Origin of the sequence: Pontibacillus sp. HMF3514 (assembly GCF_009858175.1) — a bacterium.
Classification (GTDB): domain Bacteria; phylum Bacillota; class Bacilli; order Bacillales; family BH030062; genus Pontibacillus.
The window spans coordinates 1,106,650-1,125,302 of sequence record NZ_CP047393.1 but is presented as its reverse complement, the minus strand read 5'-3'; the positions used below and the strand labels follow the sequence as shown (position 1 = coordinate 1,125,302).

The window sequence follows — 18,653 nt, the reverse complement described above, 5'->3', positions numbered from 1 at the left end:
CTGCCCATTATACTAGTACGTTTCTTCATAATCTAATTCAAAACTTTAACACAGATATTCAGTGAATTACCCTTTACTATTATAAGTACATTTTTTCACAATCTTGCTATTGAAAGTAGAACAAAGGAGACTCCATTAAAAAAGTTTCATCAACAATCACAATCTTTCTATTAACTTCAAATTTATTTAAATAAATCTCTTTAAATATTCGCCAAATATTTTGTTCATAACTTTGGGGGTGTTTTCTAAATAAATATTAATTTGTTCATTGTTCGATTCGAATTTTTCAGAGTTACTTTCTTCTGTTGGAAAATCAGATATTCCTTTTATAATAATGCACTCAACATCATTCTTCTTACAGATATAAGCAATTGCACCCGCTTCTGTATCGGCTATTATTATTTTGTTTTCTTTAAGTTCTAAATAGTCCTTCCACATAACTACTGCTTTATCAGCGGTTCCAATTGTTCCGGCATAAAAATCATTTCCATATTTTGATAGATCAATATCGACTATGAAGGATTGTTTAATAAAAGGCTCAATTTCTTTTACTGTGCAATCATATTGAACGGCTTTATCTGGTACAAAAATATCCAAATTACTGAACTTATCATCTATTCCTGCACATGTTCCAGCAACGATTACTTTAGTTAAATTAAATTTAGAAATCATATACTGATTACCACCAACACCATTTACTTTTCTTACACCGGTACTATAAAAAACGAGCTCAGTATCATTAATTGTTCTCATGAAATACTCGCCATAAGGATAACCGAAACGTTCGTTATCTTTTATGCTAAAGTATTCCAATGTTGCTTCGTATTCCCACTTAGTTGCTATGCTTATTCCTATCATTGACTTATCACCCTACTTTTGTAATTAAAGAACTTTATTATCTATTAACACCGACTTCTTGCAAATCCATAATTATATAGTTTTTTTAAGCTAACCTGCTCGTTAGTTTAAGTGAATTTCATTACAATCTAATTCAAATTTTAACACAAATATCCAATTTGGAACTCGCCTGATTATACGAGCAAGACAAATAAAAAGGGCCTTCCTTATTCCAGGAAAGCGCCCTAACATTAATATCTTGAATTTGAGATAATTATTCATGAAATTGTTACTTATTCAAAGTCCCTTGCAGCATGCATGATTCTAACAACTTCTAGGACTTCTCCCATGTCTCTATAAATAATTCTGTAATTACCGTGAATTTTTCCCCTAATAAGTTGATTTTTTAACTCAGGTACAATTTTACCTGAAAGAGGGAATGTAGCTACTTGCTCAATGGCTTCAAGTATTCTTCTTGCAAATAATCGTGCATATTCTTCAGAATCATGAGATATATAAGTGCAAATTTCGTCCAAATCATTAACAGCACTTTGCGCCCATATTATTTCAGCTATTTATCCATTTTCTCTTTTACTTCCGTATGAGTAAAAGACCTTCCTTCATCTAATTCATAAATACCTTTTTCGATTTTGATTCGCTCATACAGTTTCCGCATGATATCTTCTGTAGTTGCTGATTCAGGTAACTCATTAATAAGTTTGATAACATCTTCTTTTGCACCCAAACGAAGAACCTCCTTTAAGTACCTTTACGTTCATTATAAATCATCTAGCGGACTCATTACTAATATCGAGGGAATAAACACTAATTTTCAATAATTTATCTCGAAACTGAGTCTTCAATATGGCCCGTTTGTTGAATAAACTCAATTAGTACATTCCTAATACTCTTTAATTTAATTTTTACATAAAAAGCTAATTGATTGCGGGTTGATATAGATAAAAACGCATTGATATCATCAATGCGTTTTGTAGTGTGATTTACAATGTTAATTCAAGGGCTAATTTAACGGTTATTTATTGTGTTATTTTAGTTTTTCTCCCTCTCAAGTGAACCCATTAATCATCTTTGATAGGAGTTTTTTATGGTGTTAAATCACATCAATGTTTGGGCTTGATCATCTCCACAACTCTCGTTTCCTCATCTTCCTCAAAACCTGGTTCATCACTTCTGAGAGCACAAGCCCAATGGCGATTGCGCCTGAGTTCATAAATACACTTGCTGCTGTAGGTAAAGCTTCTCCATAATTATTTTGGACAAAGTGACGCATGGCATCATAGGCTAGCCCTCCAGGTACCAAAGGTATAATACCGGCTACACTAAATACAATAACGGGCGTTTTATAGATCCTGGCAAAGAACTGTCCAATCATGGCAATAACAAATGATGCAACAAACGCACCTGTCATTGCATCCATATTGGATGCCAAAAATAATATGTATATGACCCATCCTATGGTCCCCACTAACCCACATTTAAGGATTGTACTTTTCGGAGCCTGGAAGAGTATGCCAAATGAAGCTGAAGCTATAAAACTTGTGATAAATTGTTCAGCAATCATATACGTCCCCCTCCCTCTTTAAAAAATTGAAAAAGCAATCGCCACGCCTCCACCGATCGCAGTAGCTGTGAGGAAGGCTTCCGCTCCTTTTGATAATCCCGACACCAAATGTCCTGCCATTAAATCTCGAACTGCATTCGTAATATGAAGCCCGGGCACTAGGGGCATAACAGACCCTATAACGATCTTATCTGTCTCATGTCCCACCCCAAATGATATAAACAAATAGGCTAGTGTCCCAATTAATAACGAAGCTAAGAATTCAGCGAAAAATTTAATTTTAAACAGGTGATGCAGTAATAAAAGCACGACAAACCCTGCTCCTCCAGAGATGCAGGCCGGAAGGAAATCATACCAATTTCCTTGAAACATGATGGCAAAACAACCACTAGCAACGGAAGCTGCTGCAACTTGTGTGGCTAACGAATAATGAGGGCGTGCGGTATCGATTACAGATAATTGCTCATAAGCTTCTACTATAGTTAAACGCCCTCCTGTAATGTTGCGAGAGATATTGTTGGCGGCTGTCACTTTGCTCAAATTCGTTGCACGGTCATAAACGCGAACAAGTTTCGCCGGTTCTGCTCGACTTACAGAGAAGAAAATGCCTGTAGGCGTTACAAAGCTTTGTGCATCTTCCTTCCCGTATGAAGCGGCGATTCTTGTCATCGTATCTTCTACGCGATAGGTTTCAGCTCCATTTTGAAGCATAATCCTCCCAATTAATAAGCAAAGCTCTACCATCTCAAGCTTTTGAGTATGTGCCGTATCCAAATGCATCCTCCTCTCTTTTCATTATACATGTGTTTAAAGTGTAGCTGATTATGGGCAAGAGAAGCAACTGCTAAACGAAATAGCAAACAGACAACAGTATGAAAAGAAGAGGATAGACGCAGAAATAATGATAAAAAGCCAGGTGACTCATTCTAAGTAGTACACTTTTGGAGCATAAACAATAAAAATGCATTATAAAATGAGCGTTGAATTGCATAGCAATTTGTCGCTAATTATTTGTTGTTATATCAATGTTCATATGTGGTTTCAGTAGTTATTTGCATAAGAAAATGCACCCAAATTTGCACATCTACAATAATTATTGAAGACCTGCAATTTTAGGTGAAAGAACGAATGCAATTTCGACCACAAAAAAAGAGCAAATTCCTTATCGGAAAATGCTCTTTCTTCTTCAACTAAAGAACCCGTTAGCTGAAGATAAATCATTTCCAATTTTCAATTTTCTTTTCAATAATTTTAATCACACTATGAGAACCTATAAAATCAATAATTTCATATCCGTTTTCTGCTTTTATTATGTTGCATACAGCTACTTTATTATGATTGATATAAACTGAATAAAGAGTGTATATATCATCAATGGAGTGTAGATATCCTCTGTAAATTTCATCTTTTTCATCAGCGATATTCTCTATCTCTTCTAAGGTTATTTCTGGAATTGGCACATTCATTCCCCTTTTAAAGTAGAGTTTAACACTACTTCTTGTTCAACTATCCTGCTTCTTTAGTTGAAGGACACCAAATTTAAATCTCCTCATATTTTAACATAAATATCCAGTTGTTGATCAGTTATATTTATGATCAAGACAATTAAAAAAGGGCTTTACTTATTCTAGAAAAGCGCCCGTTTCTGGAACACTTGATTTCGAGATATTCATTAATTTGGTTCAACTAAAGCACCGTTAACTAAAGTGTTTTTCTTAATAATCTCACTTGAACTCAAAAATTATTTCTCTAGGATTGTAGCATCCTTAAATGAATGAAGAACCAAATTTATACTCTCTAATTTCCATTAGAACATTTTTGGGTAGCTGGGAAGATGGTTGCATCCAACTATTGTGTATTGTTCTTCAAAAAATCAATCAATTCATCATAATCATAAGTTTTCAATACTACTCCATTCTTATCAAAAACCACAAAAGCTGGTGTTTGTTTCAATTTTAATTTAGGGTACAAGTTATTTAATTCTTCATGAGATTCAGTGTTTATTATAGGGTTCACATTAGAAATATCATTTTGGTGTAGCATCGCTATATTTATTTCTTTTCCGGCAACTTGTAGAGAGTATTTATCATCTTCATCAGGTAAAAGTCCTGAATAGATATGTACAAAATCGTCTTTATTACCAGTACAGGCAGTAATCATAATTAGCAAAAGAATTAAAGATGAAATGGAAATTATTTTTTGCAAATCATCGCCTCCCCCCTAAATACATTAACATAAATATCCATTTAGGATGTAGGACATTCTAAAAAATACAAAAAAAGACGCAAATTCTTATTAAAGAATCGCGCCCGTTTAATGAACACTTGATTTCAAGATAATTTATAAATAGAATCTTCCACTATTACATCCGTTAGGTATGTATTATTTACCTTCCGATAAATTCTTCCAGTTCGTTTTCTATATTTTCATCAGGCACTTTTTTATCTTCAATATCAAATATATCCATTTTATTTGCTATCTTAGTGATTTTTCTATTGTTATCAATTAAAACTCCCAAACAACTTATTAGTAAAATAAGAATTATGATCAAAAGAATTAAAACCAAACCATCACCCTCTCTTGTTTCACTATCCTGCTTCGTTAGTTTAAGATAATCTAATTCAGATTTTAACACAAATATCCAGTTAACAGACTACGATCAAGACAAAGAAAAAGGCCTCTCCTTATTCTAGGAAAGCGCCCGTTTGTGGATTACTTGAATTCAAGATAACTTTACTACTTTTCCAATAAAAACATTTTGTATCTATGATAAATCACTATGTAATCGATACTTCCCGCATTTAACACATTGAAAAAGATAACCCTGATGATCTCCACCATTAGTTAAACTTTTCTTAAATACTTCTTCAGTAATTTGAAGTTCATCACAAATTCTTTTAATATCTCCATAAAGTTCTTCTTCTAAGTCTTTAACATCTTCCCAGCCAACATAATTCTTAATTGCACAGAAATCTCCACAATGGCTTAACCAATATTCTTGTTGCCAACCTATGTATCCAGGAGTTCTAAATATTAGCTCATTAATGTACTCTTCATTACTCACATCTTCGCAGCCCTCTACATCTTGAAACTCTCCATCAAACAACTTGGCTGCAGTTCCATCTTTAATACACCAAGGACAAATTCCTTCAACTTCCTCTACAGAATAAAAAGGTCCAACATATGAATATTCACTGCTCTTTTTACAAGCAGGGCATAATGTTTTCTCTCTTTCAAAAACCTTTAACAAAACTGGATCAGGATTATATTTAAACTTTGGTAGTTCCAAGAAAATGACCTCCTATTTCTAAAATTTGTTTGACGATAATATTACTACAGAAAAGCGCCCAAAACCGGAAGACTTGAATTCAAAATATTTCATATTTTGAATTCAGCAAATACACCTTTTAATTGAATAATTCGTTTAGTGTTTCTACTTCTACTTTATTTTTCTTAGAGGCAATATTTAATAAATCTTCCTTAAAGTTTTCATCCAGCTTATAATAGAGTGTTGGTGATAAGTCAAACATATGGGAGTTCTCAAAGAAAGAAAAAGGGATAAGGTGTCCCTTGTCACGTTGTAGCACACTAACATCATATCTCGCACCAGCTTCTTCTCTACTTTCGAAAGGATAGTGATCCACCGATGATAACTTTTCAGCATTATCAAATTGTTCTAAAATATTTTTAACTGTATCTATGTCTTTTACACTATATAAAGTTGTCTCGTCTTCGGTTAAATCAAACTTCCTAATAATTAGTACGATTGGTTTTTTAAATGTCCTATATGAGTAATCATCATATTCTGAAATGAGTCCATCAGGATAGGTGAAAGGGTTATACAAATACTTAAGACTACTATTAATAATAAAAAAGCCAATCATAATTATTATTGAAGATACTATAATAAGTGATTTTCTATTCAAAAAATCTCCCCCCCCCCTCGTTATTATGAGCTTATCTACAGAAATACATTTCCAACTTTAACATAAACACCCAAAGGATGGACTGAACTTGTATCTGCAAGTTATGTATGAATGGAAGTATGTTTCTTTTATATAAAACAGACCGTATAATATAAGTGTTTTGTATAAAACTTTGCATATTTTGCGGTCTGTTAATTTACTTATTATTCCAGTTTAGCGCCCGAATCATGAAGACTTGATTTCGAGATAATTATCAAATTATTTTTAAACAATAGCCACCCTTTAGCTTAATAAGAATTCTATAAAATGCCCTTCCCACCATTTGTTTTTAGGGTGTTGATTCTTTCCATTCCAGTAATGATTGGTTTTGCACGCCCTATTAGTGTTTGTGTAGCTTCAAGACTTAGAGAAGCTTGATGAGCATTTTCACTACTCCAAACTTCATAAACATAAACAGAATTTGGTTCACTTTCAGAAATATTTACGAGATATATCTCACATTCATCAAGATTCTTCATTGATTCTGCTGCTTCCAACAAAATATCTATCATTGTGTCACGTTCGCCTTCTTGTACCGTGAATTTACTAAACAAACTAAATTTGTTCATTATGTTCCTCCTCTACTATTTAACCCAGTTAATTGTTTTTACATCGGACTTCCAATATCCTATTACTTCCATAAATAAATAACTAATAAAACCGATTGAACTAACCGGCTTCGTTAGTTTAAGATCATCATTCCACAATGCTTCTCCATTTTAACATAATTACCCAATTAGATTAGGAAGTGAATTCTTCTTCCTTCACGTTTCTGAAAATACAAAAAAACGCTAATTCTTATTAAAGAATCGCGCCCGTTTGTGGATTACTTGAATTCGAGATAAAGCTATAAAATATACCCAGAATTACATCTCTTTTAACTCATCTACGTATGCAGCTTTTCCTCGCTGTATAAAGCTATTGTTAGGAGCAACCACATTATAGTAATCAATTTCAAGAAAGTAAGTTGCTTTACTTAAAGTATCGTAAAAGAATGGTACAAACTCCAAATCATTGAAAAAGTAAACTTCTATTTGATCATCATCATTTCGATATGATTCAAATATACGATGGTTTCCATTGATACAATAAGGTTTGTTATTAGTCAGATAATGACTCTGTAAAACCATTACTGGGTTCTTGTGATTAGGCCTTATTTGATTTGGATCTCTATTTATATTACCTGAATCCACTGACTCAATAATACTGGATGGAGAATAATTTAATGCCTTAATGCTTTTTTCGTTGATAAGTGAAGTAGCACCATCTATATCCATAGCATATTCAAATATACCGTTCGGGAACTCTGCATATATAGAAAAAGTCTCTTTACCAATTGGATGAACTACTGGGTAAGTCATATCTAAATGATTCAAAACTTTTTTCCATTTAGATGCAACCTCTGCACCATAATTCGATGTATTCTCCATCTCTTTAATGCGTATAGTAAAATGATTCAAGGGATTAAACTTTTGCGCTTCTTTTTCATAAGTTTCAATTTTACTTACCAACCTTAATACCCCCAATTAAGAAATAATCACCTGGTTCCAATTATTTCAAAACAAGATACCATAGGCAATAGTTTTTGCAATATATCCCCCCATATTAAAAGACGCGTTATTAAAGAAACGCGCCCTATTGCTGAATAATTGAATTCGAGATAAATTGCAAATATGACCTTCAACTAACGCACCCGTTAGCACAATTAGAACCGCATCACTACTCTCTATCTCCTTTTAGTTGACCACCATTTTTCTCAAAAAATTCTTCAATATCATTAACAGAAGTAGTTTTTAAAGCAATCCCGCCTTTAGATACTATGAGATAAAACGGGTACTCTTTCTCACCCCAGGCTTTTAAGTAGTCTATATCGTTAGCTCCTATACTGGTATCATCCTCAATATATCGATGTGAATAAATTGCATCAAATTTCTCATACTTGTTCAATGTTATAATTCTTTCAGATTCCTTAGAATTGGAACCATTGCCCCTGAACATATGGATAGAATATTTATCTCCTGCTCCATTCTTCCATAACTCCAATGCATCTTTTTTATAGTTTTCCAATTCATTACATCCTGTTAAAAATAGGGCTATCAGGATAAATAAAATACTCTTTTTAACCATCATCTCACTCCCGTTTTTTCACCTCTTATTCAACTAACCTGCCCAATAATAAAAGACGCAAATACTATTCAAGGTTGGCGCCCTAAAGCAGAAGACTTGATTTCGAGATAAAACAAATATGATCTTCTACTAAAGCACCCGTTAGCTCAACAACGATTTAGTCATTAAACATTTTTTCAATATTATTTATTTCTACCTTCTCTTTTTCTGTACGATAATCGTCATATTCATTTTCATCAGTTATTTTTAACAGCCCATGCTGAAAAAATGATAACAATCTCCTTGCTTCATTAACTATCTTAGGTTTAATATTCTTTAACATCTCTCTCTTTTTAGGAAGATTATCAATTCCAGTAATATAATTAAGTCCTAAATATCGAAGAAATGAATATCCTTTGCAATAATCGTCATATACCTGCTCTAAAACCTCTACTAAATCACCTTTTTCATAAATTATATTTTCTAATAATGAAACAATCCTCATTTGTTCAAACTCACCAAATGGAATTTTAATTTCAATAACTTTCTCTAATTCGTTTTTAATGTGCCTACTTCTATAATTCAAATCAAGTAGGTTAAAGTAAAAGTCATGACCATAAACCTTTTCTATTTCTGGTGTATTATAAAGCCATTCTTCGAATTCCGAAACGGTAATTAGCTCTTTATAAATTTTATAAAATTGCTTTTGAATGTCCTTTTCATAGCTCACTCGCTTACTTCAGCTCCTTAAACACTAACTTCACTTTTTCAACTCTTCTGCCGCGTTAGTTTAAGTGTACTTCTTCACAATCTAATTAAAATTTTAACATAAGTTACCAAATAATAACCCGTAATTATATGATTAAGAAAAAAATAAAGGGCACAACCTTTATTCCAGGTTTGCGCCCAAAAGCTGAAGACTTGAAATCAAGATAATTTCTAAAATTTCGTGATTATAACCGTTTTAAAAAGGTGAGGATTCAGCATGAGTTTTATCATGCAGCTCTTTTATAAATTGAGCCCACTCACCAGAAGTGAAAACATATTCTCTATTTTGATTATAAGCCTGATTCCTACCTTTTTCTCCAATACCTGTTATTGTGCTTTCGGCGATATCAGTATATCTATTCATTAAATCTAAAACTTTTCTATAGGAATCTAAATCCTCCTTGTTTATATTCTTATTTTCGATATGTTCTTTTTCCATAGATCTGTACTGGACCATAAAATGATCACCATTTTCGCTAATAATCTTTAAAAACTTATTATGTTCTAGATCAACTTCGTCTAAATACATATTTAAAGATTTTAACTCTTGTAGTTCTCTAACTAAAGTACCGAAATTTAAATACAACTGATGTGATTCAATCTTATTTATGCTTTTGTTCTTTATTATTTTGTTAAGTATCGCTTTATTTTCAAAGCTGCTGTCCACTATAACAGCAACTCTATTGGCAACTTGATTCCCTAAATAATCATCATAGGAATTTTTATTTGAAACAAATATCACATTAAGAGTAATACTCACCAGCAGACATATAAAAAGTACTATCAACAATATCTTTTTCATATATACTCCTTCATTAATCTTTATTTAAGATCTTATATTTCAGTTGAGTCATAAAATTAAGTTCAATATATTTCTTTGGATTTCCTTCTTAGTCTATAAAAAACAAACAAAAAAGACACGTTATTCTATAAACGCGCCCTATTGCTGAAGACATGATTTCGAGATAATAGCAGTAAAGGATTAATTAATAGCCTATTATCCCAATTTAAAATATATTATTAAACTTCTTATACACTGCCCGAACACCTAATGGCCCAATTAATAATACCAGAATAAATAAGATCAAATTAGGTGGATTCTGATAATTTTCTCCATCTATTAAAATATACAAATTCCAAACTAACGCTCCAAAATAATATAATATTAAAAATATGTACAAACCCTTAGTAAATAAGTTTCTTTTATTCATATCCCCAAACATAAATTTTAGTAACTTCAAAACGAACACCTCTTTGTCAGCTAAGTTTACTATAGATTTTTCCATTTAACTTCTCAAGGTAACTGCATAGTTAGTATATCGACTAAAACAATTATTTTTCCAGCATCCTGTTAATATGACCCTATTTAAACAAACGCGCCCGTTTGTGGAAGTCTTGAATCCAAGATAACTTTACTATTTTTCCAATAAAAACATATTGTATTTATGATAAATCACTATGTAATCGATACTTCCCACATTTAATACATTGAAAAAGATAACCCTGATGATCTCCACCATTAATTAAACTTTTCTTAAATACTTCTTCAGTAATTTGAAGTTCATCACAAATTCTTTTAATATCTCCATAAAGTTCTTCTTCTAAGTCTTTAACATCTTCCCAGCCAACATAATTCTTAATTGCACAGAAATCTCCACAATGGCTTAACCAATATTCTTGTTGCCAACCTAAGTATCCAGGAGTTCTAAATATTAGCTCATTAATGTACTCTTCATTACTCACATCTTCGCAGCCCTCTACATCTTGAAACTCTCCATCAAACAACTTGGCTGCAGTTCCATCTTTAATACACCAAGGACAAATTCCTTCAACTTCCTCTACAGAATAAAAAGGTCCAACATATGAATATTCACTGCTCTTTTTACAAGCAGGGCATAAAGTTTTCTCTCTTTCAAAAACCTTTAACAAAACTGGATCAGGATTATATTTAAACTTTGGTAGTTCCAAGAAAATGACCTCCTATTTCTAAAATTTGTTTGACGATAATATTACTACAGAAAAGCGCCCTTATGCTGAAGACTTGATTTCGAGATATTCCAAGCGGCTCTTTAAAATTATTAAGTGTTCCAGATTTTATTTATATGATTATTTAAATCTTTTGTAAACCTAAACTCTGATACAGCGTCTTGTGATTTATGGTAGAACAATCCAATTAAAACATGACTTTGTGGTTTACATATAACTCCATTCACGATTCCTTGTCCCCACGTTCGAGGCATCATCATTCCATCAAGACTCTGATTTAAATGCCTATAGAGTTATATTTTAATTTATTTATATCCCCATATGATTCAATACGGTCTCCATCTGTTGATGCTACAATCACATGAATTATTTCTTTGCTCTCTGCTAGTTCAATTAGGCTATCTTTTAACATAGTCTCTTTAACCCCTTTTGAACATTTAACCGTTTATAAGTTATATATATTCCAAAAAAATACCCTGCTTTAACAAAGAGAACTTTTTAATCTCCCCATAGGACACCAAACTCACTAAAAGAAATCTTACTTTCATTTAATCCTTCTTCATCATCTGTTCCAATAATGTTTATCTCCTCATTAGTTAAATAAATATTTTCTGAAGGACTTTTTAACTTTCGGTTAAAAATGGACATAATTAGATTTATCTGAGAAACTGACATTTCAAATTCCTTTTTCCATTTATCAATAGAAATTTTTATATCCCTTGTTTGTGTTTCTAAAAGAAATCCTCCATTTTCTTTTAACTCTTCTTCTTTATCTGATGAATAAAGGTCATCTCCATCTCCCCAAAAAGCAGTTGTAATAACCGGTATGATACTCCCCTCAATGTCATCTAATAAATATTGAAGCGTTTCATTCAAAGCTAATGTTTTTACTTCTTTAGGTGCATCCGTAAAGTATACTAGAGCATCTTTAAATTCCTTTATTCTCTCACTTTCATTGTTACGAAATGCACAAACCACGTAGTTGGGATGAAAGGTGATTGTTCCTCTTGAACCAGCACTATCCTGTACATTGTAATTAAATCCATCCCAAGAGTGTTCGTTAGCTGTATCAGGATAATGGGCGACATTTATTGCATGAGCAATCGATGCTAATATACAACCTTGCCAAAGTTTGTCTTTTTCCCAAGTAATCTTATTCATTAAAAATTCCTTTCAGTTTCATTATAAAAAAAATGCTTAGTGATTATTTCTATACCCAAAAAGAGAACCCTTCTTTTAGCAAACTAAAAGGCGATTGCTGATATTGAGCAATCGTCCCTTTTACTAAAATGTGTTATTAAACAAACGCGCCCGATTGCTGAATATTTGAATTCGAGATAATTCAAATAAATCTCCTTCTATTAAACAAGAGACATACCATTATACAGTTTCGAAGTTATCTACACAGGGTGCTTTTCTTGCCTTTGTTGCTTGTTCAAATGCATAAGCAACCTTAATTAATGTTCCTTCACTAAATGCTGTTCCTGCAAATGTAACTCCAAAAGGCCTTCCATTTTCCATATATCCAGCTGGAACTGCAATAGTTGGATAACCAGCCTTTGCACAAATCGTTGATCCTACATACGATGGGAATAAAATTGCATCTAAATTATATTTTTCTAATGTGTAATCAATACCTTTTTCTTGTGAAAAATATAAATCATCTATTTTTGCTTTTAAGTATTCAGGACTTCGTAAAGTGTTTTGTAACTTTTCTCTTTGCTCCAGTTTATTTTGTCCATACTTCAAGGCTCTCTTCTCTATCTTATTATTAAACTGAATCAATTGGGAAATTGAATGTACAGGTGATTGTGGAGGAAGTTGTGAAAGGTAATTGTCTAAACTATGTTTTAATTCATATAAACCAACTCCCAATTTCCATTCTCTGTTGAATGAAGGGATTTCAATATTATCTATGATATTAGCTCCTTGATCATTTAGGTTATGAATTGCTTGTAAAAATAAATCCTCGCTGTATTCTCCTGACTGATAAAATTTATCTGAAGCATTTCTAAAAACACCTATTCTTGCTCCTTCTAAGCCTTTTTTATCTAGATGACTTGAGTAATCAATATCACACCTATCGAAAGACTTATGTGTGGCAGTATCACGTTGATCATACCCTACTAGAGTTTCAAGTAGTAAAGCTGCATCTGTAACAGTTCTCGCAAAAGGTCCGGCAGTATCTTGGGAATAGGTGAAAGGGATGATCCCTGATCTACTCACTAAACCAACTGTTGGTTTAATTCCTACTACAGAATTCTGTATAGCTGGACTCAAAATAGAAGCATCCGTTTCAGTTCCTATTGATAACACTGTAAAATTAGCTGCAACGGCTACTGCAGAACCTGAACTCGATCCGCCAACAAAAAGGTTAGGATCGCCATAAGGGTTCAAAACCTGTCCGCCTCTTGAGCTATATCCAGCCCACATATCACTAGCCATTCCATTCGCTAACTCTGTCATGTTTGTTTTACCTAAAATAACTGCACCTGCTTCACGCAGCCTTTCAACTAGAAAGGCATCTTTAGTACTGATGTTATTTTCTAAAGCTAATGTACCAGCACTTGTATGCATAGAGTCGGCGGTATCTATATTATCTTTCAGTAGTACTGGGATCCCATGTAAAGGACCTCGAATTCCTTTTACTTTTCTTTCATGATCTAATGATTCTGCAATAAAAATTGAATCCGGATTCACTTCAAGAATTGAGTTTAAACATCTACCATCCTGATCATAACTTGCTATTCGATCTAAATAATACATTACTAATTCCTTTGAAGAGAGATACCCTATCTCCATGAATTCTTGTAATTCATTTATAGTTAATTCTTCTTTACAATACTTATTGAACTTCACTTCTTTTTCCATACACCCACTCCAGTCTTGTGAATTTACATATAATTTTTATGTAAAGATTTCCATATTTCATTACTTTTAAATTCTCCAAATTTGTCCAAATACCTTTAATAATAAGTTACTTAATTCAAGTTAATAAACACCATTTACATTCATCAAAATAGACGCGTTTTTAAATAAACGCGCCCTTAACCAGAAGACTTGAATTCGAGATAAATTTGTTTTTTCAACTTTCTATACTAGTTTTTTGAACAAGGAAAGCACTAATTAGTTTAATATAACAAACATATAATTGGGTATTAAATTTAAATGACTAGTTAGTAAAGCTATTTTCAACGTACTCTCTAATTTTCTTCCATTCATTATTTTCTTTACGGAAAGTTTCTACAAAAAGTAATTTTACATCAGTCATTTCTCCATCAAGTTTAAACCTCACCCAAAATACAGCTACACCTTCTTTTTGCTTATTGATATCTATCAGTACATCTTCAAATATCCACTTAGGGTTTCTTCCTTGATACTGCTTGTACGCTTGAACCCAACCTTGTTTAGCCTCTTCGTTGCCCCAATCTGAAACAACTGCATCAGGATTAGCCCATCTAACTTCTAAATCCTTTGATTGATGTGCTGACATCCTTTCTGAATTTGAACTATTCCAAGATGCCCTGTACTCTACTAAAAACTTTTTAAACTCATCTAATATTGTTTGTTCCATCCATAAAACTCCCTTTTATTTAGAAAATATATTTACCACTCAACTTTTGTTCGGTAATCTACTGGATACCGTACAGTCATACTGCGGAGTTCCTTTACACTTTCATTTCGTTCTACGGTAAGTGATAAATAACTATTAACTTCTGTGGTCGTTAATAAGTATTCCAGATCGTCAAATGTTCCAATTTGTTCGCCATTAACAGTAGTAATAATATCACCTACTTCTAACCCTGCTTGTTCTGCAGGAGTTCCTTCTTTAACACTAATAACAACAGACCCTAGTTCTTTCGTGCTTTCTAATTTTGAAGTAGTATGTTGTATGCCAATCCATGACTTCCAAAACACTGGTCTTAAATCTTCCTCTTTCTCAAGAACACTCTTTAAATTTGTCATAAATTGATACGTGCCAAATGCCATATTTTCTTTTATACCTGGTTCATTTTCCAAACTTGGAACTTCATATTCAATCGTGACACGAACTCCACTTTTTTCAGGAGTCAATGTTGTGATTGTTCTTTCATGTACACCCGTACGCAGAACAAATTTTTCAAATTCAACAATTTCTTCAAATATTCCAGAGGTCCAAGCACCCCAGCCATGGTTATAATTTCCTGTACCACCCTCACTAAAATTAATCTCACAGTCCCAGGTGTACCAGCGTAATAACTCTTTTTCTTCAGTTAAAGCTTTCCATACTTTCTTAAGTGAGCTATCAATCCAAATGCTTCGCTTAACGTTTTTTGATTTAATCATCATCTTCCTCCTTATTTTCTACATAATGTTTTAAGTCCATCAATGTTTGATCTAACATTGTACCGATTTCACCAACCATCTGGCGATAAGCAACTTCAAATGTCTCCCTTTCTAAAGAATAATAACGGTATCGTCCCGATTTCCTTACATGTATAAATCCTTCTTCTTTAAGGATTTTGAGTTGTTTATTAATAGCAGGTTGCGAAATATTAAATTCTTTCACAATATCTGATTGTGTCTGTTCTCCTTTTGATAAAAGATTAAGGATTTCTCGTCTTGTTGAATCCGCTAGAGCACGGTAAATATTCTTGGTCGTTCTAAACACCTCCCAAAATTATACATAACCGAATGGTTATATAATATAAAAACCGATTTATAATGTCAACAATTTTCTGAATATTAATCCCCGTTCTTTCTGTTCTTTAGTACTATGGAAATCTAATAGGAGTTGTGAAAAAGTTTTAAAATGCAGTTGCTTTTCTGGTGAAAATAACCTAAGGGAGCGGAATTTGAGGTAAGTAAATATAGACTTTAATTTGAATAAGGTCTTCCCAGTTCGATTTGAGGTTACTCTGCAAAAGGAGATGACCCTTGCATTTTCTATTGATAATAAAAATAAGATGTGAACACTTTACTATATTTCTTTAAGGGTTAATCATATAAACATGCATTATCTCGAATCCAAGTCTTCAACATAATGGCCCTTTAACGGAATACTTGATTTCAAGATAACTAAATTTAAGACACAAAAAAAGACGCTCCTACTTTCAAGTTGCGTCTTTTACTACCCAAAATTATTGATCTTTAATTGATAGCTTATAAACAGATTCCTCTTCAGCTAGTTTGAGTAGAACCTTTATAACCTATCTATCCTTTTCTTCAAAAAACTCAGCAGATTGAACAACAGGTATTCCATTTTCTTTAGTACTTTTTGTACAGTTTCTGCTTCGGTCAGATCAGCTACTTCTGGTTGCTTCATAAGAATGGATGGTACTGATGGTTTGATCAACCTGTTCATATAATGCTTGAATTGCACGTGCTTCTGCCTTTACTTTTTGCAGTTTTTGTTCATTGGTGACCTCAATTCCCCACAGCGTTCCAATCAACAAAATCAATTGGATGCAAAGCGCCCAAAAGAACTTTTTTCTCATTCACCCCCTATCTTCATCTACAAATACTTCTCCATCCGAATATCACACCACATCTTACCATTCCAAAACGTTAGGTCAGCGATCCGTGTTATTTCCTTATAACCAAGCTTTTGATAGAGCTTATGCGCCTGTTCATTGAACTCAAAAACACCTAGTTCAACTCGGTTAATTCCTGCTTTTTTGATCTGTTCTTCTATGTATAGGATCGCATCATACCCTACTCCTTTTCCGCGCCCTTCTAATTCACCAATGTTAATCCCAATCCAAGCTGTTTTTTCCTCATTTTTATAGAGATGGCCTGGGTTTACCATGTAATTCATTTCTCCGATTAGCTTGTCACCCTGATAGATGAGAAACACATCATGGTCTGCCAGGCGTTTTTTTAACCCTTCAAGCGTGACTTCTTTTCGTTGCTCTAATTCTTCTTGGTTTTTGCTGGGGCGTATGAAAGGTACTAATTTCGGATCGTTTTCCCAGCGATTAAAAGCTTCTATGATTGTAGTGGTTGGTTCCGTTAATTTCACGAATTGTAATGTCATGTGGGCCTCTCCCTTTTCCGTTTTATTTCTATAAGAAAAGTGTATCAAAAGGTTACGAGATTAACGAGAGCAATTGGACGAGTATTTTCCATATCTTAGTTGCATGACAAGTGTCATATATAAGTCCTGACGTTTATGTCTTAAAAACATAGGGGCCTTTCTCTATCATGGATCATATAAGCTATTTAAATGCTGATAAGAAGGAGTCGACCTATGAATAAACAGAAACTAAAAGAATTAAACAAGAGTGTAGCTCCCTATGCAAAACCTGATAATACAAGAGCCATTAAACAATTAATCAACACGGTACTTCCCTTTTTAATCCTTTGGTACCTTGCTTATCAAAGCTTATCGATTTCCGTATGGCTGGCTATTCCAACAGCTATGTTAGCCGGTGGGTTCGTCATTCGACTATTTATCATATTCCATGACTGTACACACCAATCCTTTACAAACCATAAAAAAGCAAACCGAATTATAGGAACGATTACAGGAATCATTACGCTATTCCCTTTTGAAAAATGGAAACGCGAACACAATGTTCACCATGCTACGAGTGGAAACTTAGATAAACGTGGAACAGGCGATATCTGGGCCATGACAATCGATGAATATTTAGCCGCTTCTTTCTGGGGCAAATTAAAATATAGACTCTACCGCAACCCTATTGTGATGTTCGGCTTAGGACCCATCTTTTTGTTCTTAGTTGCAAACCGTTTTAATGACAAAGGTGTAAAGCGTAAAGAAAAGATTAACACCTATATCACGAATGGTACTATCGCAGGTATATATGCATTACTCATTTGGGCGATCGGCTGGGAAGCTTTCCTTATTGTAAACCTTCCTATTCTATACGTTTCTGGCGTATTAGGCATTTGGTTATTCTACGTTCAGCACCAATTTGAGGATTCTTATTACGAACATGACGATGAGTGGGAATTTGTAAGAGCCGCTGTAGATGGCAGTTCCTTTTACAAGCTTCCGAAGGTTCTCCAATGGGTTTCTGGGAACATCGGTTACCACCATGTTCATCACCTAAGCCCTCGCGTACCGAACTATAATTTACAAGATGCTCATGACTCGACACCGCCTTTACAACACGTTACGACGATTACACTGAAGACGAGCTTAGAATCCCTACGCTTCCGTCTTTATGACACAAGTAATAAAACATTTGTAAGCTTTAAAGACGTAAAACATCTTCTAAAAGATTCAAGCGCAATTGATCGAGCAAAAGTGATGATGAATACGAGTAGTCCATCGTTCCAGGATAAATAATTTAACTGATAAAAAGCCCATTGCGATAAATGGGCTTTTGTCTTGTCTAATTTATTTTGTAATGGCGTAAGATAGTGACATCATAAAGTATATAGGATATCCTTTATTCACACGA

At 33.4% G+C, this 18,653-nt stretch carries 25 protein-coding genes; 1 reads left to right on the top strand and 24 read right to left on the bottom strand.

Annotation, left to right across the window (positions count from 1 at the left end):
* Positions 1-186: 186 nt before the first annotated feature.
* The 24 genes from GS400_RS05905 to GS400_RS05800 form a co-directional block, all read right to left on the bottom strand.
* A complete protein-coding gene (locus GS400_RS05905) occupies positions 187-858 on the bottom strand; it encodes a 5'-methylthioadenosine/S-adenosylhomocysteine nucleosidase family protein (RefSeq protein WP_160099911.1) in 672 nt (223 codons plus the stop codon).
* A gap of 272 nt (positions 859-1,130) precedes the next feature.
* Positions 1,131-1,400: a type II toxin-antitoxin system RelE/ParE family toxin gene (locus GS400_RS05900; RefSeq protein ID WP_255454187.1), complete on the bottom strand. Its 270-nt coding sequence runs from the start codon at positions 1,398-1,400 to the stop codon at positions 1,131-1,133.
* 8 nt (positions 1,401-1,408) lie between these two features.
* Positions 1,409-1,582: a hypothetical protein gene (locus GS400_RS20020; protein ID WP_201450137.1), complete on the bottom strand. Its 174-nt coding sequence runs from the start codon at positions 1,580-1,582 to the stop codon at positions 1,409-1,411.
* Positions 1,583-1,975: 393 nt separating this feature from the next.
* Positions 1,976-2,419, bottom strand: coding sequence for a threonine/serine exporter family protein (locus GS400_RS05895; protein ID WP_027445101.1), 444 nt, complete (start codon positions 2,417-2,419; stop codon positions 1,976-1,978).
* 18 nt (positions 2,420-2,437) lie between these two features.
* Entirely contained in the window at positions 2,438-3,199 is a 762-nt protein-coding gene (locus tag GS400_RS05890; protein WP_160099909.1) for a threonine/serine exporter family protein, read from the bottom strand.
* 437 nt (positions 3,200-3,636) lie between these two features.
* Positions 3,637-3,879, bottom strand: a complete 243-nt coding sequence (locus tag GS400_RS05885) for a hypothetical protein (protein ID WP_160099907.1) — start codon at positions 3,877-3,879, stop codon at positions 3,637-3,639.
* A gap of 388 nt (positions 3,880-4,267) precedes the next feature.
* Complete coding sequence (locus tag GS400_RS05880; protein ID WP_160099905.1) at positions 4,268-4,624, bottom strand: hypothetical protein; 357 nt, start codon at positions 4,622-4,624, stop codon at positions 4,268-4,270.
* 181 nt (positions 4,625-4,805) lie between these two features.
* Positions 4,806-5,054, bottom strand: a complete 249-nt coding sequence (locus GS400_RS05875; RefSeq protein WP_160099903.1) for a hypothetical protein — start codon at positions 5,052-5,054, stop codon at positions 4,806-4,808.
* A gap of 129 nt (positions 5,055-5,183) precedes the next feature.
* A complete protein-coding gene (locus GS400_RS05870; protein ID WP_160099901.1) occupies positions 5,184-5,708 on the bottom strand; it encodes a CbrC family protein in 525 nt (174 codons plus the stop codon).
* 118 nt (positions 5,709-5,826) lie between these two features.
* A complete protein-coding gene (locus GS400_RS05865) occupies positions 5,827-6,345 on the bottom strand; it encodes a hypothetical protein (protein ID WP_160099899.1) in 519 nt (172 codons plus the stop codon).
* Positions 6,346-6,644: 299 nt separating this feature from the next.
* The gene (locus GS400_RS05860; protein WP_160099897.1) at positions 6,645-6,953 is read right to left on the bottom strand and encodes a putative quinol monooxygenase; all 309 of its coding nucleotides are present in this window, start codon (positions 6,951-6,953) and stop codon (positions 6,645-6,647) included.
* Positions 6,954-7,250: 297 nt separating this feature from the next.
* Complete coding sequence (locus GS400_RS05855) at positions 7,251-7,895, bottom strand: hypothetical protein (RefSeq protein ID WP_160099895.1); 645 nt, start codon at positions 7,893-7,895, stop codon at positions 7,251-7,253.
* A gap of 208 nt (positions 7,896-8,103) precedes the next feature.
* Positions 8,104-8,514, bottom strand: coding sequence for a lipoprotein (locus tag GS400_RS05850; RefSeq protein WP_236560928.1), 411 nt, complete (start codon positions 8,512-8,514; stop codon positions 8,104-8,106).
* A 154-nt stretch (positions 8,515-8,668) separates the two neighbouring features.
* The gene (locus GS400_RS05845) at positions 8,669-9,220 is read right to left on the bottom strand and encodes a hypothetical protein (protein ID WP_160099891.1); all 552 of its coding nucleotides are present in this window, start codon (positions 9,218-9,220) and stop codon (positions 8,669-8,671) included.
* 234 nt (positions 9,221-9,454) lie between these two features.
* On the bottom strand, positions 9,455-10,060 hold the full coding sequence (locus GS400_RS05840; RefSeq protein ID WP_160099889.1) for a hypothetical protein: 606 nt from the start codon (positions 10,058-10,060) through the stop codon (positions 9,455-9,457).
* A gap of 641 nt (positions 10,061-10,701) precedes the next feature.
* Positions 10,702-11,226: a CbrC family protein gene (locus GS400_RS05835; RefSeq protein WP_160099887.1), complete on the bottom strand. Its 525-nt coding sequence runs from the start codon at positions 11,224-11,226 to the stop codon at positions 10,702-10,704.
* A 295-nt stretch (positions 11,227-11,521) separates the two neighbouring features.
* On the bottom strand, positions 11,522-11,656 hold the full coding sequence (locus tag GS400_RS20305) for a hypothetical protein (protein WP_255454167.1): 135 nt from the start codon (positions 11,654-11,656) through the stop codon (positions 11,522-11,524).
* 86 nt (positions 11,657-11,742) lie between these two features.
* Positions 11,743-12,405 (bottom strand): hypothetical protein, encoded by a 663-nt coding sequence (locus GS400_RS05830; RefSeq protein ID WP_160099885.1) that lies wholly within the window; start codon positions 12,403-12,405, stop codon positions 11,743-11,745.
* A gap of 219 nt (positions 12,406-12,624) precedes the next feature.
* Positions 12,625-14,115, bottom strand: coding sequence for an amidase family protein (locus GS400_RS05825; protein WP_027447484.1), 1,491 nt, complete (start codon positions 14,113-14,115; stop codon positions 12,625-12,627).
* Positions 14,116-14,416: 301 nt separating this feature from the next.
* Positions 14,417-14,818, bottom strand: a complete 402-nt coding sequence (locus tag GS400_RS05820) for a DUF4440 domain-containing protein (RefSeq protein ID WP_027447485.1) — start codon at positions 14,816-14,818, stop codon at positions 14,417-14,419.
* Positions 14,819-14,850: 32 nt separating this feature from the next.
* On the bottom strand, positions 14,851-15,570 hold the full coding sequence (locus GS400_RS05815; RefSeq protein ID WP_051255151.1) for a PDZ domain-containing protein: 720 nt from the start codon (positions 15,568-15,570) through the stop codon (positions 14,851-14,853).
* Entirely contained in the window at positions 15,563-15,895 is a 333-nt protein-coding gene (locus GS400_RS05810; protein WP_027447486.1) for an ArsR/SmtB family transcription factor, read from the bottom strand. Before GS400_RS05810 ends, GS400_RS05815 begins: the two co-directional genes overlap by 8 nt.
* A gap of 631 nt (positions 15,896-16,526) precedes the next feature.
* Positions 16,527-16,721, bottom strand: a complete 195-nt coding sequence (locus GS400_RS05805; protein ID WP_160099883.1) for a hypothetical protein — start codon at positions 16,719-16,721, stop codon at positions 16,527-16,529.
* Positions 16,722-16,738: 17 nt separating this feature from the next.
* Positions 16,739-17,260 carry a GNAT family N-acetyltransferase gene (locus GS400_RS05800; protein WP_160099881.1) on the bottom strand — a complete coding sequence of 174 codons (522 nt, stop codon included), beginning with the start codon at positions 17,258-17,260 and terminating at the stop codon, positions 16,739-16,741.
* Between the two features lie 213 nt (positions 17,261-17,473).
* Between GS400_RS05800 and GS400_RS05795 the strand changes: the two genes are divergently transcribed.
* Positions 17,474-18,538 carry a Delta(5) desaturase DesA gene (locus tag GS400_RS05795; protein WP_160099879.1) on the top strand — a complete coding sequence of 355 codons (1,065 nt, stop codon included), beginning with the start codon at positions 17,474-17,476 and terminating at the stop codon, positions 18,536-18,538.
* The last annotated feature ends 115 nt before the right edge of the window (positions 18,539-18,653 follow it).